The sequence below is a fragment of the Trichococcus sp. K1Tr genome (assembly GCF_028309625.1).
In the GTDB taxonomy this organism is placed as follows: domain Bacteria; phylum Bacillota; class Bacilli; order Lactobacillales; family Aerococcaceae; genus Trichococcus.
In genome coordinates this window covers 82099-99305 of record NZ_JAQMHR010000002.1, presented here as the reverse complement: position 1 = coordinate 99305, position 17207 = coordinate 82099, and the positions used below count along the sequence as shown (strand labels likewise).

Genomic DNA, 17207 nt, shown 5'->3' with positions numbered 1-17207 from the left:
CATCTATTTTGCTCGGAAAGCGAAAACCCACTTTAACAAACGTTTTCTATTTATGTTTACAAATAGAATAACGAATTGTATAATCGTTTACATAAATAACAGAAAGGAGGATAGGATTTTATGATTGACAACAGCACATTACTAGAATTACAGAACGGCTATCGATTTGATGATCATGCCGAAAGCTACGCATGCTTATTTTGTCGTCAAACCTACCAACATGGCATCATCTATCCAATTGGAGAGGTGCTTTATGAAGCGGAAAAGGCTATGCTCTTACACATACAGCAATCACATGGCTCTGTTTTCGAAACACTGATTCAATTAGATAAAAAATATACAGGATTATCTGACGTTCAAAGGGAAATGCTACAGCTATTTCATCAAGGCCTGTCCGATAAGGAAATATTGGAGCGGTCTTCTTCGGGAAGCATCTCGACCATTCGTCAACATCGATTCAAGCTGAAGGAAAAGGAACGGCAGGCAAAAATTTTTCTTGCGCTGATGGCCAACCTGGAAAGCAGCAGAGTACCCATGAAAGATAGCCCTATTCACAAGGAGGAAACAACAGTGGATTCACGCTATGGTATTACAGAAAATGAACGGGAAAAAGTACTGCAAACATATTTTAAAAATGGATTAGATGGGGCAGTGGATATTTTCCCCAGTAAGGAAAAACGAAAAATTATTGTGCTGCAGCATATTTTGAAGCGTTTTGATCAAGACAAGAAATATTCTGAGAAGGAAGTCAACGACATCATTAAAACGGCTCACGATGATTATGTGACGGTGCGTCGCTATTTTATCGAATATGGATTTATGGATCGTAACAGCGATGGTTCACAGTACTGGGTTATCGCTGACTAACGTTGAGTTTTACAGTTATTTTCGCATAATTGTATACAAAGGAAATGGCCGTCTCAAAATGGGACGGCCATTTCTTTGACATATTTTTTACTGTTTTGCGACCCCCAGCTATCCTTTCACGACCCCCAGCGTTTCCAGCTTGCAGATAGGCTCAATCAAGTCCAGTTCATTAGCGATGACAAAATCGATGTCTTTATAGGCAAATCGGGCTTCTTCTCCTATATCGCGTTTCCTTGTTTTCCCCAGAAAAATCCCCTTCGATTCAAGGTCGAGGATTGTGTCCTCCACACTGAACTTTTCCATCGCCTCTTTCCTGCTCATCTGGCGTCCGGCTCCGTGCGAGCACGAGTGAAAACTCTCCGGATTCCCTTTCCCCTTGACCAAATAGGAACTCGTCCCCATTGCACCCGGGATGATCCCCCATTCGCCTTCCCTGACCCGGATGGCCCCTTTCCGATGCACCCAGACCACCTTCCCGTCATATTCTTCATAAGCGGCATAATTATGATGGCAGTCGATCGGTTCGGACACTTCAATCTCGGTAAAATCTGCATATTCGGCAACAAGACGACGAATGATTTCGATGACACTCCCCGTAATTTTCGCCCGGTTCTCTTTGGCGAATGCCATGGCAAATCCCATCCATCGGATATATTCTTTTCCGGTGTCGCTTTCCGCGGGCAGATAAGCCAAGTTCCACGCCGGAGGAACGGGTGAATGTTGCTGTATGTTCAGTTGCTTTGCCTCATCATCAAAATAATGACAGACAGCATCCCCGACATTCCGCGAACCGGTATGGACCATCACGCCCAAGAACCCTTCTTCATCCGTTTGCAGCTCGATAAAGTGATTCCCGCCGCCGAGCGTCCCTGCTTGAAAATAAGCCTCATCCAAAACATGGGCCAGCTCTTTGGTTGCTCCCAACTTCTCCTGTTCTTCCAGATACCAGGAAAACTGCCGGACAGCATCGCTTGCTTGTTTGCGTTTGTGCTTCTCATAGCCGTTCGGAATGCTACGCAGAATAGTGTTGACGATGGACTGCGCTAATATCCCGTCGGGTGCATCTGCCGTAATAAGGATTTCCGCGGGAATATTGGTTTGCACAAAAGCCATTCCACAGCCGATATCGGCTCCGATTGCATTCGGAACAATCATCCCTTCAGCAGCCAATATGCCTCCGATGGGCATGCCGTAACCGGCGTGGGCATCCGGCATAAAGGCAATGTGTTGGTAGGCAAAAGGCAGATTGGCCAGATTTTTTGCTTGCTCCAGACAAATTTTATCCAGTTGGCTCGTATTCTCAAGCCAAATCTTGATCGGCACTTTCTGTTCAGATGGTTCGTACAACGTGAACATATTTCATCTCCCATGCGTCGAAATTGCATAACCAGTAGCGTACTCGCTGAATCGGCGGATACTGCCAAATCTTAGATACCTTCATTTTTTCGCACGAAAATCATTGCAGCTCAATCATATTCACGAAGGCAGCGGGTACCGTTATGGTTTCTCCAATGGTGGAATCATAGCTAATCGTTCCAGCTGCTGTTCCGTAAAATTTGATGAGATCATTTTCTGAAACCCCGGATTCGGCGATATTCGATTCGTATCCCAGAAAAATGACGGCCCCCTCCTTATCATCAACCGCCACCAGCATTTGCGAAGATCCCTCACCCTGCATCATTTGAATGACCCGACCCGACATCGCAATCATCTCAGAATTATAATCATCGGGTGCCTGTGCTAATTGATCATAGGTGATATCCGTCCGGTAATTTGCGGGATCCTTGAGTTTTGCCTCTGCTTCAGCCTGAGCTTCAGCGTTAGCCTTTTCTTCAGCCGCTTGGACGGCCGCTTCTACCCGCTTATCTGCCTCAGCTTGTTCTATGCTTGCTGCAGTCGCCATCTCTTCAAAGTTAGCTATTGCGGTTTGCGCTGCTGAATTGGATGCGTTTGTTTCCGCCGTTTCTGTTCCCCCACCGAATACACCCATCATCCCGACCGCCACAACAAAAATCAACCAAAACCACCATTTTTTCAATAATAGTAATCCGTTTGCATCAGAACCTGTCTTCTTAGCCAAAAACTCCACCTCCCGGATTCTGTTCCCTACAAATCTGCTCGTTCCTACGCCCTTCCCCGCATCTATTCCTGGGGCAGCAAGTCGGAAATTCTTCTTAAACTATACCTACATTATACCCCCAAAGAACACGCAAACGGTATCATTCGCTATCCCGCATGGTTCAATTATTTACCGAAATAAAAAAGAAGCACTTGTCAAATCAACCCCTGACAAGTGCTTCATTTATATTGGATGGGCCTGAGACAAATCTTTCAATCTCGCAGCCCTTAGGAATTTGCTTCAATCAGGAAGTCGCACGCAGTAACTCTGCATCGCCGTTGTACGCCAATGCTTGCGCGCCTTCTTCGCCGGTGCTTACGCGGATGACATTTTCAACATCATACACGAAGATTTTCCCGTCGCCGATATTCCCTGTATACAAAGCTTTTCTGGCAGTTTCGATCACTTGTTGGAGAGGCACGTTGCTGATCACGACTTCCACCCGGACTTTAGGCAGCAGATCCGCATCGGTTTCTACCCCACGGTAATAAGTCGTGTGCCCTTTTTGCACGCCGTACCCGAACACATTCACGACCGTCATGCCGGTGATGCCGATGCCGTTCAAGGCTTTTTTCAGATGATCGAATTTGCTTTCATTGATCAAGATTTCCACTTTGGTCATTTTTTTCGTCTTATGTGTCTTGTTGCCCGGAATCGCTGTCGCGTGGTTTTCCACGACAACGGCTTCATCCATAGCTACAACTTCTGCACCGAACTGCTTTTTCGGGGAAATAGCTGGAGTGGCCGGAATGGCAACAGGTTCATGCGCACCAACAGCAAGGCCTGCAGCGCTGACCGAACCGTAAGCCGTTTCTCCATGCAAGGAATAGTCCAATCCATCTTCCTCTTCCTCCTCGGATGCCCTTACCGGCATAACGAGGCTGATCAGCTTCAGGATGACAAAGGAAATGATGGCTGAATAAGCAGTAACCGCCAAGATACTGATGAGTTCTACGATCAGCAGTGTCGCGTTTCCGTCCACCAACCCACCTGTGATATCAGGATTGATTGTGGATGTCGCGAAAATCCCGGCTGAGATTCCGCCCCAAATTCCGCCGACACCATGACAACCAAAAGCATCTAGTGCATCATCATAACCGATTCTCTTTTTCAGTTCAGTGACAGCGAAGAAACATAGGATCCCGCCGACGAAACCGATAAGCAGAGCCGAGAATGGGCTGACGTAACCAGCGCTTTGCGTGATTGAGCCAAGTCCGGCGATGATACCGCTGACCAAGCCTAAAGCAGTCGGTCTCTTGTGAAGGACCCATTCGCACATGAGCCAGCTGAATCCAGCAGCAGCTCCCGATACAGTCGTTGTGATGAACGCATTCATTGCAATGCCGTTGATGCTGAGCGCGCTGCCTGCATTGAAGCCGAACCAGCCGAACAGCAACAAGCCTGCGCCGATCATCGTCATCGGGATGTTATGCGGTCGGACAGAGTCTTTGTTGGTTCTTTTACCGACAAATATTGCGGCCACAAGCGCTGAAATGCCGGCGCTGACGTGAATAACCGTTCCGCCTGCGAAATCGAGAGCGCCCATTTCACGGATCCAACCACCGTTGCCCCATACCCAATGCGCAATCGGGTCATAGACCAAGGTTGTCCACAGCAATACGAAGGCAAGGTACGCAGGGAACTTCATTCTTTCCGCAACGCTTCCGGAAATGATTGCAGGTGTAATAATCGCAAAAGCCAATTGAAACATCATGAATAACTGATGCGGGATTGTCGGAGCATAATCGACTGGGGAGAACCCAACATTATTCAGAAAAGCAAATGAGAAGTCGCCGATGATTGCGTTGTCTCCTCCGAATGACAAGGAATAACCTAAAATTATCCATTGTATCACCACTACTACAATAGCTGCATAACTATGCATGGTTGTGCTCAGAACATTTTTTGCCCTGACCATCCCTCCGTAAAATAAAGATAAAGCTGGGGTCATCAGCAGGACCATTACCGTTGCGAGGAACATGAAAGTCGTGTCCGCCATATTGATTTCCATTTAATTGATCTCCTTTGATTTGAAATTTCTAATTTGTTCTTAACTATGGAGCAAATTATATAGTCAAAAAAGAAGATAGTCATTTCGATTCTCACAGCTGATGGGACTATATGTAACACGTGGTTGGCATTATAGGCAAACGCATGATAACGCCACCAAAATAAAAACATACAACTTGCACCTATAGGGATACATCCTGAAATATAGGCTGGTTCGTTGCTTATATGCCCCGAAAAATAGGGATTCCGACTACAAATCGTGCACATAATGAGTGCTCTCTCTTCATTGCATACCCTCCGCCAAGATACGAGAACTGTGTGAATAAACTCACATTGCTTGTCATTGCCCGACAAAGCAACAAAGGTAAAAAGCCTATAACATAAGCTTTTCCAATGGCTTCTATCAATAAAATGGGGAATTTCAGAAAAGTGAGGATTTCGTGATTGGATGACACTTTGGAGGAACCCTCTGCTTTATCGATTTGTCCATTTTTTCTGCTTTTTCTCTAAAAAATGACTTCGGCGTGGCAGCATTCCTGCTGAGGGACGTCAGGTTTCGGAGTTATTCACTTTTAAATCACAAATGATCTGAACACACAAAAACGGAAAGCCCGTTATGGGATTTCCGTTTTATCGACTCTATTCTCTTTTTTTAGTCATTTCTTTATTCATCGAAAGAATGCCGTCATAACCACAATTCCCTCAAATAAATTTGGCAGAACTCACACTTTCTTCCCGGTGATCAACTGAACTATAATCAGAATGAGCGCGATGACCAAAAGAACGTGTATCAATGCTCCACCAGTAGCAGTAAAAAATCCAAGTGCCCATAAAACAAAGATGATCGCTGCAATTGTCCATAACATATGAATCACCCTATTTCTTTTATTTTTTTGAGATTACTCCTTGGAGATATATTACACCTCTACATTGTTAAAGCCTGCTATCAACCAATCTACGGTTTTGTTTTGCTGTCGACATAGGTAAAATCTTCTGTGCCGGATTCGACACCCAAGATGTAGCTGGTCTCTTCCATTGTTTCTCTGTCATCAGAGAATTCTATTTTTTTATCCTCTTCTCCGCCCTTAGAATCCGTCGTCCGGATGGTTATCGTGCTTTCTTCTTCATTAGACTCCACGACCACATAGGTCATTTCGGTTTTCGTACCCTCATCATCCATTTCGATCAGTTCAGTTTCGGTAAAGTAATAATCCGGGGATCCCATGGTATTTACCCAATGTCCTACCAACGCTTCCTCAACTGTTTCTTGTTCTCTCTCAACGGTTACAGTACAGCCTCCCAGCAAAATGAGGCCGAATAGCACAAGCATGTACATCAATACTTTGTTCCTTCTCATTTTTAACGCTCCCTTATCTGTGTCATCCAAAGAAATAAAAGTGACAATGAAACTGGCACACCCGATAGAACCACTTTGTACTTGGATATTTTTTCATCGCCCAACAGTGTCTTTTACATCATGTTCACACCCGAAAAAGGAAGCGTTATCATTCATAGCCTCATTTTACTACAAAAGTTAAACTTCTGCGTATGAATAACACCTTGCTGCAATACCTCGATATATGCCTCCAATATGTCCCCTATTGACTGAGAAATCAAAAAGAAGACCAGATTATGAATCCGTGGCCTTCTTTTTCTGTACTATCTCTTTCTCAGAACAAATCCATCTGATCGATTTCTTCGGTTATTTTGAAGTGAGAGGCTTCCATTACTTCCTCTGCCTCTTCCCCTTTCAGATGCTCGCCATGCAGGAACTGCACACCGCCCTTCAGTTTTGAAGAAATCAGGTTCAGAACATAGATGTTATCGAATCGGTTATAGATACTGTCTCCGCCCAATCCGGATAGGCATACTAATTGTGTGTTGCTCTTCTTGGCAATCTCCATCAGCGGCTTCAGCAAATGATCCGCATTCGTCTGTGCAAACGGATTGTCCATCACCAACACCTTACTGTTCACTCTTTCTGCAAAGATATCCCTTTCATCCTTTCCCATGTAGGACAAAAGACTGGACAGGATGACAAAGGCAGAAAGGAAGCCTTCTCCTCCAGAGTTTTTAGCTACATCATTCCAGCTGATTTGACGTTCCCTATCTTCTTCGATTTTGAACAGTTTGACTTCAATGCTGCTGATAGTCACCACCTCGTTGTATAGGTTTTTCGTTGTGATGGCAGCGGAGATGGTCTCTTCGGCATTCTCATTCTGATCCAGTCTGTCCAACGTTCTTGCCGTCACCGTATCGAGCAAATCATTGAGTCGTTGCTTATACAATGCCTGATTTTCTTCCCAATCAGGTAAATTGATCCGGAGCATTTTGATTGAGCGTCCTCTGATGTTGATGGATGAATTTTTGTCTATCTTACCGAGGTTTTCATGGACCTCGCGGATGTAAGCAAATATGTTTTGAAGTACGTTTTCCTTTTCTTTCTGAATCAGTTCTATGTCCGCTGCCAATTTTTCCATCAAGGTACGGTAAGAATCCAAAATGATATCCAAATTCTCCAAAAGAGCATTCGGCTCATTTGAAAGATCATTCAGAGTCTCCAGAGGTATCCTAAAGAAGTCATCGCTGTTGAATATTTTTTTGCGGAGAACCCTCTCAACTTCCCTACCCAATTGTATGCTCTTTTCGTTTTCATCGGACTGGGACTGCTTGTAATCGCGCAGCATTTCTCCCCTGTATCGATCCAGTTCCTCATAATCCACTTCTAGTTTGACTTCCGAGACGACCGGGAAGTCCTCATATTCAACCAACGCAGTGCGGTTTTCGCTTATCCGCTTCAACTGTGCTTCAATATTGCCTGTTTCACGCTCGATTTCCTTCTTCCGGTCCTCTAGGATGAAGATTTTTTCGGCAAAATCATAGTCCTTGATTTCGTTGCGCGCTTTTGGCTCTTCCTTGCCGAGACTTTTCTTCAAATCGGCGAAGTACCCTTGGATCGTATTCTCAATCACGGCTTTTTTAGTTTTATGCTCATTCATTTCAGCAGTAATCTCAGTCAGTTTGCTTCTCAGCCTTTCGATTTCCTTCCCTATCTGCTTCTCTTTATACGGGTCATATAATACTTCCGTGAATTGTCTATCAATCAAATGATATTCGCTTAATTTCATCGAAAGGTCCGCCTCTTTTTTTCTGAATCTTTTTCTCGCTGTTTTAAGCATTTCTTCGAGGCTTTTCACATCTTCTGTAATTTTCGTCGAGAGGCTCTCGAACCGGGATTCGATGTCTTCGATGTCCTTCTCCACCAATGTACCTTCTTTGAATGCATGATAGTTCTCCAATTTTTTGCCGATTTCCGATTCCTTATCGCGAGAATACCTTAATCTTGCTTCTTGTTTGCCCTTATCTGTTTCAAGTGTTTTTTTCAGATTTCTGTGCTCCTCAAGCTGAGCACGGATGGCGGCCGCTTCATCTTTCAACTGATTTTGCCTTTGCAGATTGTCGCAATACGTGGTGTATTCTGATTTGAATTCCTCCAAATCTGCAATCCGTCTCTGCAAATCGTCTACTGTATCCTTCTTTATCCTCAATTCGACCGTCGCTGAATCGTATTCTTTAGTGATGGTCGAAACAGCAGAGCTCAAATGGCTAAGCTTTTGATCGGTAACGGAAATTCCGTCTGCGTATGTTTTTCTCTCCGCTTCCGCATTAAAATAGCTTTCCTTATCGACTTTGGTAGAGATTACTTGGTTTCTTTTTCCTTCAAGGATGTCGATTTCGTTTTGCTTATCCCGGATTCTGTTCTCTAGGACAAAAATCTCCTTTTCCTTTTTCCGGATAATAATTTCCAATTCCTCTTTGTCAATCAACTTATTGTTGAATGAAATCAGGAAATTGACTTTGCCCACTGTCAGTAATTTCGTGTCGCCGGATACGAAGGCATGATCCAGTTCCTCCCGGCACAGGATCACAATCGGGTACGAGGTGAAGCTTTCTATGGGTTCCTTCTCCAGCTTTTCGATATCCCGTCTGTTCATGATGAGGGAATAAGGAATGAACGGGTTGTTGCGCACCAATCTTTCCCCTGCAGCCTTCGCGTTTTCGGACTTCCGCAGCCATTCCATTCCGTATATCACTGGAATATCGCGTTTCCCGAATTCTGCTGAAATATCGCCCGGCAATTCCGTTATTTTGCCGGTCTGCAATTTATTCAGTTCCGCCCTTTCCTTCTCCAACTCTGAATTCAGCTTGGATTGATCTGATCTCATTGCAGCAATCTGTTTGTCGAATGCGTCGACTATGCTGTCTTTTTCGAATATCCTACCTTCATCAAAACCGATATATTTCAGGGTATCTTTCCTTTCAGATAGTTCTTGCTCAAACTGTTGAAGCGTATGGATGGTATTTTTCAGTTTTTCGTTATCAGTTGCCATCTTCGTTCTTGCTTCGGTTACGGCCCGTTCCAGGGACTTCTTTTCTTTGTCCTTGTTATGCAGAAGGTCGTTTAATATGGTAATACTCTTAGAAATAGCGTCTCGCTTATTGCTGTATTCTATCCCAGTCTCGGTCAGCATCCCCTCGTCGTAATGGCCGGTAAGGTTTCTCATGAATCCCACGTGATGTCTGTTATTGAACCGGACTTCGGATGCATCAAACCCTCTGATGCTTTCATCGATTCCGCCTAATGTCGATGCAGCACGGTTCAATTCGTCATTCAGCGAATCGGTCTTCTCTTCGGAATTCTCAATCACATTTTTCAACTTCTCTAATTCCAGCTCAATTTCAGCGGAATTTTTCCAGGCTATCTCTTGCTCATTACAGTAGTGCACGCTGAGGGTATAACCCAAATTGTCCCTTTCGGAGCTCATGTCTTTTGTTTCACTTTTCAGTATTTCCAGTTTATTTTCCAGTCCCTGAACTTCTTTGGAAAAATCTCGGTACTCCTCTAATAATTTAGCGCACTCAAAAATATTGTGCATTTGTATCCGGTCCTGAAGGTGCCATCCATTTGCATCAAGCTCACCCTGGGCCGTAGCAATCATCTCTTCTGTCTTATCTTTTGTTTCTAGGCATCGATAGATCTCCAAGGAAAGTTTCTCATACTGGATGTCATCAATTTCGCCTACGATGTTCGTAATCTGCTCCTGTAGCTTTTCCTTAAGTGAATCTAACTCGGCCTTTTTCTTCTCGATTGTTACCACTAGGTTGGCAATTTTGTTTTCGAACGCCGAACGCTCCCTTTGGCATGTTTGAAGTTCGACGGCGTGACTCCGGACGTTTTCTCCGTCCACAAAAAATTCCTCGATAGATGCCTTTTTATCTATTTTCACCTTGTTTTCCCGGTATTGCTTGGCATAACGGAACACTATTTCCTGGAAGTTCTTGATTTTGTCCTCGTCAACATTTAGCTTGTCCTCTACCGTTTTAAGGAACCATTTTTCAATCAGTCCCTCCGCACTTTTTGATTCAACGAAAAGTTCTGACAGCCCTGATTCCTTAAGGTTGATTTTGTGTATGATGGACTCCCATTCTTTATTGTTGATCTGGTATTCCTTCAGTTTGGCGAAGTAGTTTTTCGACTGATTGTACTGCGTCATATCATAGTAATTGAAGTTGCATTCCTGGTTTTTCTTCAGGGACTCGAACAAGGACTTCGTATTTCCGAAGCTCTTGACCTTTTTTCTTCCTTCAACCATTTCAACAAGCGAAATGTTGTGAATATCATTCGTATTTTGCCCGCTGTATTCGTTGATGAAATTGACGATTTCCAGGTCATCTTTGGAGTCATCGTCAGACGCGTAACTCCTTTTTCGGACCATCATCCCGGTAAGGACCTTATTAGCCGCACCATCCAATTCCCATTCCACCAAAATGTAGGTTGGGATAGTGGATGTGAAGTAACTCGAGAACGGACGGTCCTTCAAATTCCGGTATCTTTTGGTCACAAAGGGAGCGAGCATCATCTGCACTAAGACCGTCTTGCCTCCCCCGTTGCGCAACGAAAGAAGCGTGCTCTCCCCATTCAAATGAAAAGTCTCGTCATCGATTCGCATTGTGTTATTGTTGTAGTTCAAGTTGATGATTCTGACAGCATTTATCTTACTCATGTTCTTCCTCCCCCAAAGCAATGAGGACTCTGTTGTAGTTGTTTTTGTTCAGTATGTTCCAGTCCATGAAATGGTCCAGTTTCTTCGAAGTCGTAATCATATCATCCGCTTCAACATAAACAATCAGACTCTGGTTCTCCAGAAATTTCAGGATGGTGTAAATAAAACCTTCCTTTGTGGTTTTCGAACGGCTTGTCCTGTCACCACTCTTCAGGGCTTCAAAGCGTTCCTGCATGTTCGAAAAAGCGATTCCGCCATTGTCCTGTTCGGTTTCGTCTTTCTCGGCCCCTTCCTTAAGCCTAATGGACAGGATGTTCAGCAAGTCCCCGCCCCTGAGATAGTTCCGCGACTTGGCCGAGCTCCCCTGTGAACCGTACATCTCGACCAGAAGCGTCAAAATAACGAATTGGGATAGGTAATAGTCTTTGTCGTTCGCGTTGCTCCTGCAAATTTCTGCTTTCAGTTCGCCCTTCGAATACCCAATAAAATCATTGTCTTCTTTGGGAATGAGGTAAATCGTCCCGCCGTATTTTTCGACGATGCAGTCACCGGTTTCCCCTTGTTGCTTCACCAAGTTCATCACGCGCTCGTTCTCTGAATAAGCCCTGTACAGCTCCTTATCATCTTTTTCGTTCAATTCCCCATTTTTTAGGAGATGATAAAAAATAGTTTGGCTGAATTTGATGTCTTCCACCTCATATGCCATGTTTCTTCCCCCTTTTCACCTCAAACAGAATATCTGAGCAGGTCACGACTTTGACCATGCCATCCTTGCTGGACAACTCGCGGAACTTTACCTTCTCCTTGCCGGATAGCTTGCTTACCCTAACATGGGCAACGTCACCTAGATCCGGCGATTCCTCCACAATATTGAGTACGGCCTCGTTCAATTGGAATTGAGGCGCTAAATCATCCGTATATTGCGCCTTTTCCTCCCGGAGCTCCTGAACGTTCACTGACTTATTCTTCAGCAATTCGATGACGATTTCCCGGAATATTTCGACCGTCGGAATCAACTTTTCCAACAGTTCCCTGTCTTCCGAAACGATGGTGCTGATTTCATGCAGGGAAATCTCTCCTCTTTTGTTTGCCAAATTCAGCATAACTTGTAAGGAATGCTTGTATTTGTCGAGTTTTTCTTTCCGCAGGCGCATCTGCTCCGCTTCCCACTCATCCTCATCAAAGGAAAGCATCTCCACATCATCTTCAGCTTCTTTCTTTCGGATAGTCTTTTGGTACTGGATCGCTTTGTTGATGTTGTATTTCTTTCTGATCTTTTTTCTGAACAGTGGTGCCAGGAAATAATGGATGTCCTCAAGTTTCCCAACATCTTCGAAGACCAGATCATAAAGATCCTTCCTGATATTGAACCTTTTTATCAGAGACATTTGTGAAAGGTCCTCCAGTTCTTTAGCGTAAACATCTTTGAGATCGAAGTGGGCCTTCAGCAATTTCTGTTGCTCTTCGATAGCACGCGAAAGGTACATTTCGATTATTTTCAGATAGTTCAGATTATCGAGCTCCTCTTTCTCAAGCTTTTTGATGTTGATATCCTGTTCCTCGAATTCGACAATCCTTTCGCGGACGTGATTCTTGTAGCTGTCAAACTTGTTTTTGGTCGTCTCCAATGAAGTCAAGTTTTCATTCATCAGATTTTTATATTCCTGCACTGAATAAGAGAGTGCGTTCTGCTTAATCTTTAGGACAGCTTCTTGCATCTTCTGAAGCTGAATCCTGATCAGATTGAAGATGTTCTTCACGTCTTCGACCGCCTTATCGTAGCTTTGCTTATCCAGATGCATTTTGAAGATGAATTCATGGATGGTCAACCGCATATTCGCTTCCATCTCCAAAGTAGAAAGCAAAAGAGAGTATCCATCGTTGGATAGCTTGAAGCTTGTCCGTCGTACGGTATCTTCAAGATAAATGATTTCATTATTCAGAAAGCTGATGTTGATTGCCTGATACTCCTTTTCGGAAAAATCATATCCGTTGAAATACATGGCGTTCCCATCATCGCAGAGAACGGTGTTGACGATGAAGTCAGCCAGTTCCTTACAATTTTCATAGGTTAACGGTTTTTTAAGATAGCTCATATTGAGGTCATCCACAAAGCTGCTTATGTCGTCCAATGTACATGGCTCATCCTTCAGAGACTGCTCCATGATGTATAAAAGAACCGCAAAGATGATATTAGTCTGCTGATCAAAGTTCTCGAACCCAAATTTTTTCCAAGTGGTCTTCTGCATGCTGTTTTTGTACAGCAGGGCGTAAGCTCCTACCCGCTTCATTCTTTCGTTAAAATTATTCAGAAATTCATACTCCATCGGCTCAGAAGTCTCCTATATTCAAAATTTCTTGCGGGATATACTCATCCCTCTCCAAGATGTCCATTATCGCTTTCCGGTACTCCTCATTGAATTCCCGTAAAAATAGTTCCGAAATATTTCGGTTCTGCCCGGTTTTTGTTTTGGGCAAGGGGATGTCCATCTTCAAATATTTATCAATCATTGCAGTATAGCCCTCAATAAACGGCTTGAGGGTGTGTTCGCCAGCGAATTCCCTCGTCAGCAATTCATAAATGATGATTCCTTCATAATCTAGGTCGCCGAAATACAGGATGGTATTGTTGGCATCCGCTACATACGGTTCAACGCAAATGTCAAAGTCCCCGAAGCTCTTGTAAATGTTTTTGCCGCCGCCATAGACCAATGTTGAGATATCTGTTTTTAATATAGCTTTGCGCCCCTCTAAAAGATGTTTCCGCATACTGTAAAAGGTATCCTTATTCTCCAGTACCAGTACCTTCTGAGGCGTCTGCTTGCTGCGGGAATAGTAAGCAAGTGGAATTGCCGTGGCATAATAATTCAGGAAATTTTCCGATATCCCGAGATTTCTCAAAATCCTGATACCGCCTTCTTCGCTGAGAAATTTTTCCCTTCCCCATATTTCAAAACTGCGCTCGTTTATGGATATTCTGTACTTCAATTTGTCGCTATGGTACAAAAAATAGGCGTTCAGCTTCAGCACATCAGCTCGATCGGCCTCGTATGTTGCGATATTTTTTAAATAGTAGCTAGTGTCCAGTTTCAGATCCATCGTATACAATAACTCATTAGTCAACTCAGTATTGTCTTCAACAATCGGCAACACCCGATAGGTAGTCCGTAACGCCGGTCTTTTGCCGTTAGAATTGCTGCTCTTCACGACTGCAATTATCCCATCATTAATAAGTTCGTTGATTGTGTCGTATAACTTTTTGTAATCTTCTATTGCGTAAAACTTTTCTATTTCAGATAAAGTTATTTTCTTCTTCCCTAAAATTCTGATGTCCTTTTTCATAATGAAATCCCCCGGAATTGGTTGTGAAAAACCTTCATAAAATGGATAGCTCTTTTAAATTACAATATATTGTCAGTTTCTTATTCTATCATACCCTACCTTGCTGTAATTTTTCTCGAAAAACTTGAAATACCCTTAGCATAATCAACAAATAACAAGTAGCAGCATTAAAATTTGATAAATCAACATTTTTGCCTGTTGGCCCGTATCGTCTGGTGGCAGCAAAAACACGCCTCTAGCTCTACAACTGGTTTGTACTGCTTCAGAATGACTTAATCAAAAGAAGCCGTCCCACTCTTTTTCTTGACACAGATCAAGTATCTTTTGGCGGATCAGCATTATAATAAAAGCATCAAAACTCAGAAAGAAGGTTTTCAGATGTCCAATCATTCCACATTCAACGAAGTGAAGGAAGCCCTCTTTCCAACCTTGGCGCAATATGTGCCGATTGTCGCACGCGTCCATGGGAAGAATCACCCGGAATTCCATGAGGTGCATAAGCTTGTGGATGCAATCATGGAGAAGGCAAACGCAGCCGGCACAGAAAGACCGGACTTGAATGCAGAATTCATCCAATTGCGCGCGATTTCAAATGACTACACGGTCCCGGACGATGTCTGCGAAAGTTACGAAGCAGTTTATAATATGTTAGCCGAAGTGGATGCAGCTTACCAAAACTAAAGCGATCTAAACAATGCTAGAATCATTACCATAGTTTGTTGCTTCCCCATACAATCAGTAAAAGTTTTAAATATCCGTATATTTATTTAACAAGACAGCTTAGGAGCATATCCTAAGCTGTCTTGTTTATGTTAAAATATTGTTAGTTAATCAATCCGAAAATGATGCTTTACTTATCAAGTACATTTAATTACAAGTGTGTTATCTATCAAAATACTGGAAACGAGGAGAATTGCATGAAGAAAAAATTAATACAACCAGTTTTGTGGATTATTTCTGTCATAATAGCTGCAATAGTCATTCCTCTCTTTATTGACATCAATCCATTATTTGAAACCTCAATCGACAAATCCTCCGAAACGGCTCTACTGCGGGAGCAAATGGTGGAAATGTCGGAGCTGACAACATTGAAGTATGAGTACAGTAATGTGATCGTCAGCCGGACAGACAAAAGTTTTTCTTTCTTTGACCTACCCGATTTCAAATATGCAGAAGCCATCCGGCTAATTGAATATTCTGGGTATCTGAAAGCTGGGACCGATCTGTCCAAAATGGAATTAAGCATTGATGAAGCATCCAAGAACGCATTGGTCACGATTCCAGAAGCCCAAATACTTGATAATGTAGTGGAGACCGAGCAAATGACTGTCGAAGATGTTAAAGGAACTATTTTTTCTGACTACCCTACTCAAATCATTATTGATGAAATCAACACACATAAAAAACAACTTGAGGAAGAAAAAATCAGCCAAGGCTTCTTGGAGGAAGCAAACGAGAAAGCAAAATCATTTTTTACCTCAGTTTTGGACTCCCATGGCTATAAAGCTGACATAAAATTTAAATGATTCAAGATTCGATATTGCAAAAATCAGATGAAAGCAACAGTCAAACGTTGCTTTCATCTGATTTCTTTTTGCACCAAAATGTCACTGATGTTTTGCCCAACTTCATGATAAATCCTGTTTTTCTCCCCATTAATTCAAAAATCAGTTGGCAAAGGCGCTCAAGCCTTCGTAGCTGTCGTTGTGGATCACATCGGATTTCAAGTAATCGATGATCGATTCCGGAATTTCCACGCCTTGAGACTTGTTTCTCCCATAGCGCTCGTTGGATCCTTGACCGGGGTAACGGACACTTGAAAAGCCCTCTGCTGGTTTGATGGCGTTCAATTCCTCCATAGTTTGGCTGATGTGCTGTCTGAAAGTATCGGCATCCCCGAAGCGGGCTGGATCCAGGATAATGTAGAGTTGACCCAAGTTGCGGCCGGCATGCAGGTCATTGTACATGGAACTGACGTGTTTCCCGAAAGGCAAGTTCATCAGGACACCCGAAAAGATGTCGACCATCATCATCAGGCCATAACCTTTAGGCCCGGCGATGGGCATCAATCCCCTCACCGCATGCGGATCGGTTGTTGCTTGCCCGTTTTCGTCAACAGCCCAGTCGGCCGGAATTTCACGGCCTTTTGAGCGGGCATCCAGGATTTTTCCCCAGGCCTGTACAGTGGTCGCCATATCAAAAATCAGCGGCGTATCGGTTGCACTTGGCGCACCGAAACCAATCGGGTTGGTCCCGTAGTAGACTTCTGCGCCGCCAAAAGGCACTGCCATCGGGTCGGACTGCGTCATCGCCATGCCGGCCAAGCCTGCTTCGGCGATTTTGCGCAAATAATAGGACAAGGTGCCTGTATGGCCGCATCTCGACACGCCGACTACCGCCACGCCGGATTCTTTCGCCATTTTGATGGCTGGTTCCAGGGCCAAGTTCGCCACGTACTGTCCTTGCGCATTGTCCCCATGGAAAACGCCGGAGCTTTCCCCGGTTTTTTCGAATCTGATTTCAGGCTCCAAAGTGATACCGCCTTTATGGATGCGTTCCGAATAATACTCCACCCGGACGGCGCCGTGCGAATGCACACCGCATAAGTCCGCATACACCAAATGGTTCGCGGTTTCGGCAGCTTGGACTTCCGGCAAACCCGCTCCTTGAAGTTTGTTTTTGATCAATGCATGCAACTCATCCGGAGTCACTTTGATCAAGTTTTCTTCCGACATAAATGATTCCTCCTTCGCCTTTCAATAATGATAACTAGACTGAATGCATGTTGGAAGTCACCAAACAGA

13 protein-coding genes are annotated in these 17207 nt (G+C 43.9%); 3 read left to right on the top strand and 10 right to left on the bottom strand.

Going from position 1 to position 17207, the window contains the following annotated elements:
• Window positions 1-120: 120 nt before the first annotated feature.
• Window positions 121-867 (top strand): DUF2087 domain-containing protein, encoded by a 747-nt coding sequence (locus tag PH235_RS03900; RefSeq protein ID WP_272161110.1) that lies wholly within the window; start codon window positions 121-123, stop codon window positions 865-867.
• 108 nt (window positions 868-975) lie between these two features.
• Here the strand turns inward: PH235_RS03900 and PH235_RS03895 are convergent, their stop codons facing one another.
• The 9 genes from PH235_RS03895 to PH235_RS03855 form a co-directional block, all read right to left on the bottom strand.
• Entirely contained in the window at window positions 976-2223 is a 1248-nt protein-coding gene (locus PH235_RS03895; RefSeq protein ID WP_272161109.1) for an RtcB family protein, read from the bottom strand.
• A 100-nt stretch (window positions 2224-2323) separates the two neighbouring features.
• A complete protein-coding gene (locus tag PH235_RS03890; protein WP_272161108.1) occupies window positions 2324-2947 on the bottom strand; it encodes a hypothetical protein in 624 nt (207 codons plus the stop codon).
• Window positions 2948-3230: 283 nt separating this feature from the next.
• Window positions 3231-4997 (bottom strand): ammonium transporter, encoded by a 1767-nt coding sequence (locus tag PH235_RS03885; protein WP_272161107.1) that lies wholly within the window; start codon window positions 4995-4997, stop codon window positions 3231-3233.
• Between the two features lie 721 nt (window positions 4998-5718).
• Window positions 5719-5862, bottom strand: a complete 144-nt coding sequence (locus PH235_RS03880; RefSeq protein WP_140185548.1) for a lmo0937 family membrane protein — start codon at window positions 5860-5862, stop codon at window positions 5719-5721.
• An 89-nt stretch (window positions 5863-5951) separates the two neighbouring features.
• Window positions 5952-6353: a hypothetical protein gene (locus tag PH235_RS03875; RefSeq protein ID WP_272161106.1), complete on the bottom strand. Its 402-nt coding sequence runs from the start codon at window positions 6351-6353 to the stop codon at window positions 5952-5954.
• A gap of 313 nt (window positions 6354-6666) precedes the next feature.
• Window positions 6667-11061 (bottom strand): hypothetical protein, encoded by a 4395-nt coding sequence (locus tag PH235_RS03870; RefSeq protein WP_272161105.1) that lies wholly within the window; start codon window positions 11059-11061, stop codon window positions 6667-6669.
• Window positions 11054-11767: a DUF6063 family protein gene (locus PH235_RS03865; protein ID WP_272161104.1), complete on the bottom strand. Its 714-nt coding sequence runs from the start codon at window positions 11765-11767 to the stop codon at window positions 11054-11056. Before PH235_RS03865 ends, PH235_RS03870 begins: the two co-directional genes overlap by 8 nt.
• Window positions 11757-13388: a hypothetical protein gene (locus PH235_RS03860; protein WP_272161103.1), complete on the bottom strand. Its 1632-nt coding sequence runs from the start codon at window positions 13386-13388 to the stop codon at window positions 11757-11759. The genes PH235_RS03865 and PH235_RS03860 overlap by 11 nt, the downstream gene beginning before the upstream one ends.
• Window positions 13389-13392: 4 nt before the next feature.
• A complete protein-coding gene (locus PH235_RS03855) occupies window positions 13393-14403 on the bottom strand; it encodes a Wadjet anti-phage system protein JetD domain-containing protein (RefSeq protein WP_272161102.1) in 1011 nt (336 codons plus the stop codon).
• A 378-nt stretch (window positions 14404-14781) separates the two neighbouring features.
• Between PH235_RS03855 and PH235_RS03850 the strand changes: the two genes are divergently transcribed.
• Both PH235_RS03850 and PH235_RS03845 read left to right on the top strand, forming a co-directional pair.
• Window positions 14782-15084 (top strand): iron-sulfur cluster repair di-iron protein, ric, encoded by a 303-nt coding sequence (locus PH235_RS03850; RefSeq protein ID WP_086628931.1) that lies wholly within the window; start codon window positions 14782-14784, stop codon window positions 15082-15084.
• A 236-nt stretch (window positions 15085-15320) separates the two neighbouring features.
• A complete protein-coding gene (locus PH235_RS03845) occupies window positions 15321-15929 on the top strand; it encodes a DUF4230 domain-containing protein (protein WP_272161101.1) in 609 nt (202 codons plus the stop codon).
• A gap of 141 nt (window positions 15930-16070) precedes the next feature.
• Here the strand turns inward: PH235_RS03845 and allD are convergent, their stop codons facing one another.
• On the bottom strand, window positions 16071-17138 hold the full coding sequence (gene allD, locus PH235_RS03840; protein ID WP_272161100.1) for an ureidoglycolate dehydrogenase: 1068 nt from the start codon (window positions 17136-17138) through the stop codon (window positions 16071-16073).
• Window positions 17139-17207 lie beyond the last annotated feature (69 nt).

Coding starts and splice junctions, on each gene's coding strand:
- PH235_RS03855 (WP_272161102.1), bottom strand. CDS start 14,403: ATGAAAAAGGACATCAGAATTTTAGGGAAGAAGAAAATAACTTTATCT.
- allD (WP_272161100.1), bottom strand. CDS start 17,138: ATGTCGGAAGAAAACTTGATCAAAGTGACTCCGGATGAGTTGCATGCA.
- PH235_RS03870 (WP_272161105.1), bottom strand. CDS start 11,061: ATGAGTAAGATAAATGCTGTCAGAATCATCAACTTGAACTACAACAAT.
- PH235_RS03895 (WP_272161109.1), bottom strand. CDS start 2,223: ATGTTCACGTTGTACGAACCATCTGAACAGAAAGTGCCGATCAAGATT.
- PH235_RS03850 (WP_086628931.1), top strand. CDS start 14,782: ATGTCCAATCATTCCACATTCAACGAAGTGAAGGAAGCCCTCTTTCCA.
- PH235_RS03865 (WP_272161104.1), bottom strand. CDS start 11,767: ATGGCATATGAGGTGGAAGACATCAAATTCAGCCAAACTATTTTTTAT.
- PH235_RS03880 (WP_140185548.1), bottom strand. CDS start 5,862: ATGTTATGGACAATTGCAGCGATCATCTTTGTTTTATGGGCACTTGGA.
- PH235_RS03875 (WP_272161106.1), bottom strand. CDS start 6,353: ATGAGAAGGAACAAAGTATTGATGTACATGCTTGTGCTATTCGGCCTC.
- PH235_RS03885 (WP_272161107.1), bottom strand. CDS start 4,997: ATGGAAATCAATATGGCGGACACGACTTTCATGTTCCTCGCAACGGTA.
- PH235_RS03900 (WP_272161110.1), top strand. CDS start 121: ATGATTGACAACAGCACATTACTAGAATTACAGAACGGCTATCGATTT.
- PH235_RS03845 (WP_272161101.1), top strand. CDS start 15,321: ATGAAGAAAAAATTAATACAACCAGTTTTGTGGATTATTTCTGTCATA.
- PH235_RS03860 (WP_272161103.1), bottom strand. CDS start 13,388: ATGGAGTATGAATTTCTGAATAATTTTAACGAAAGAATGAAGCGGGTA.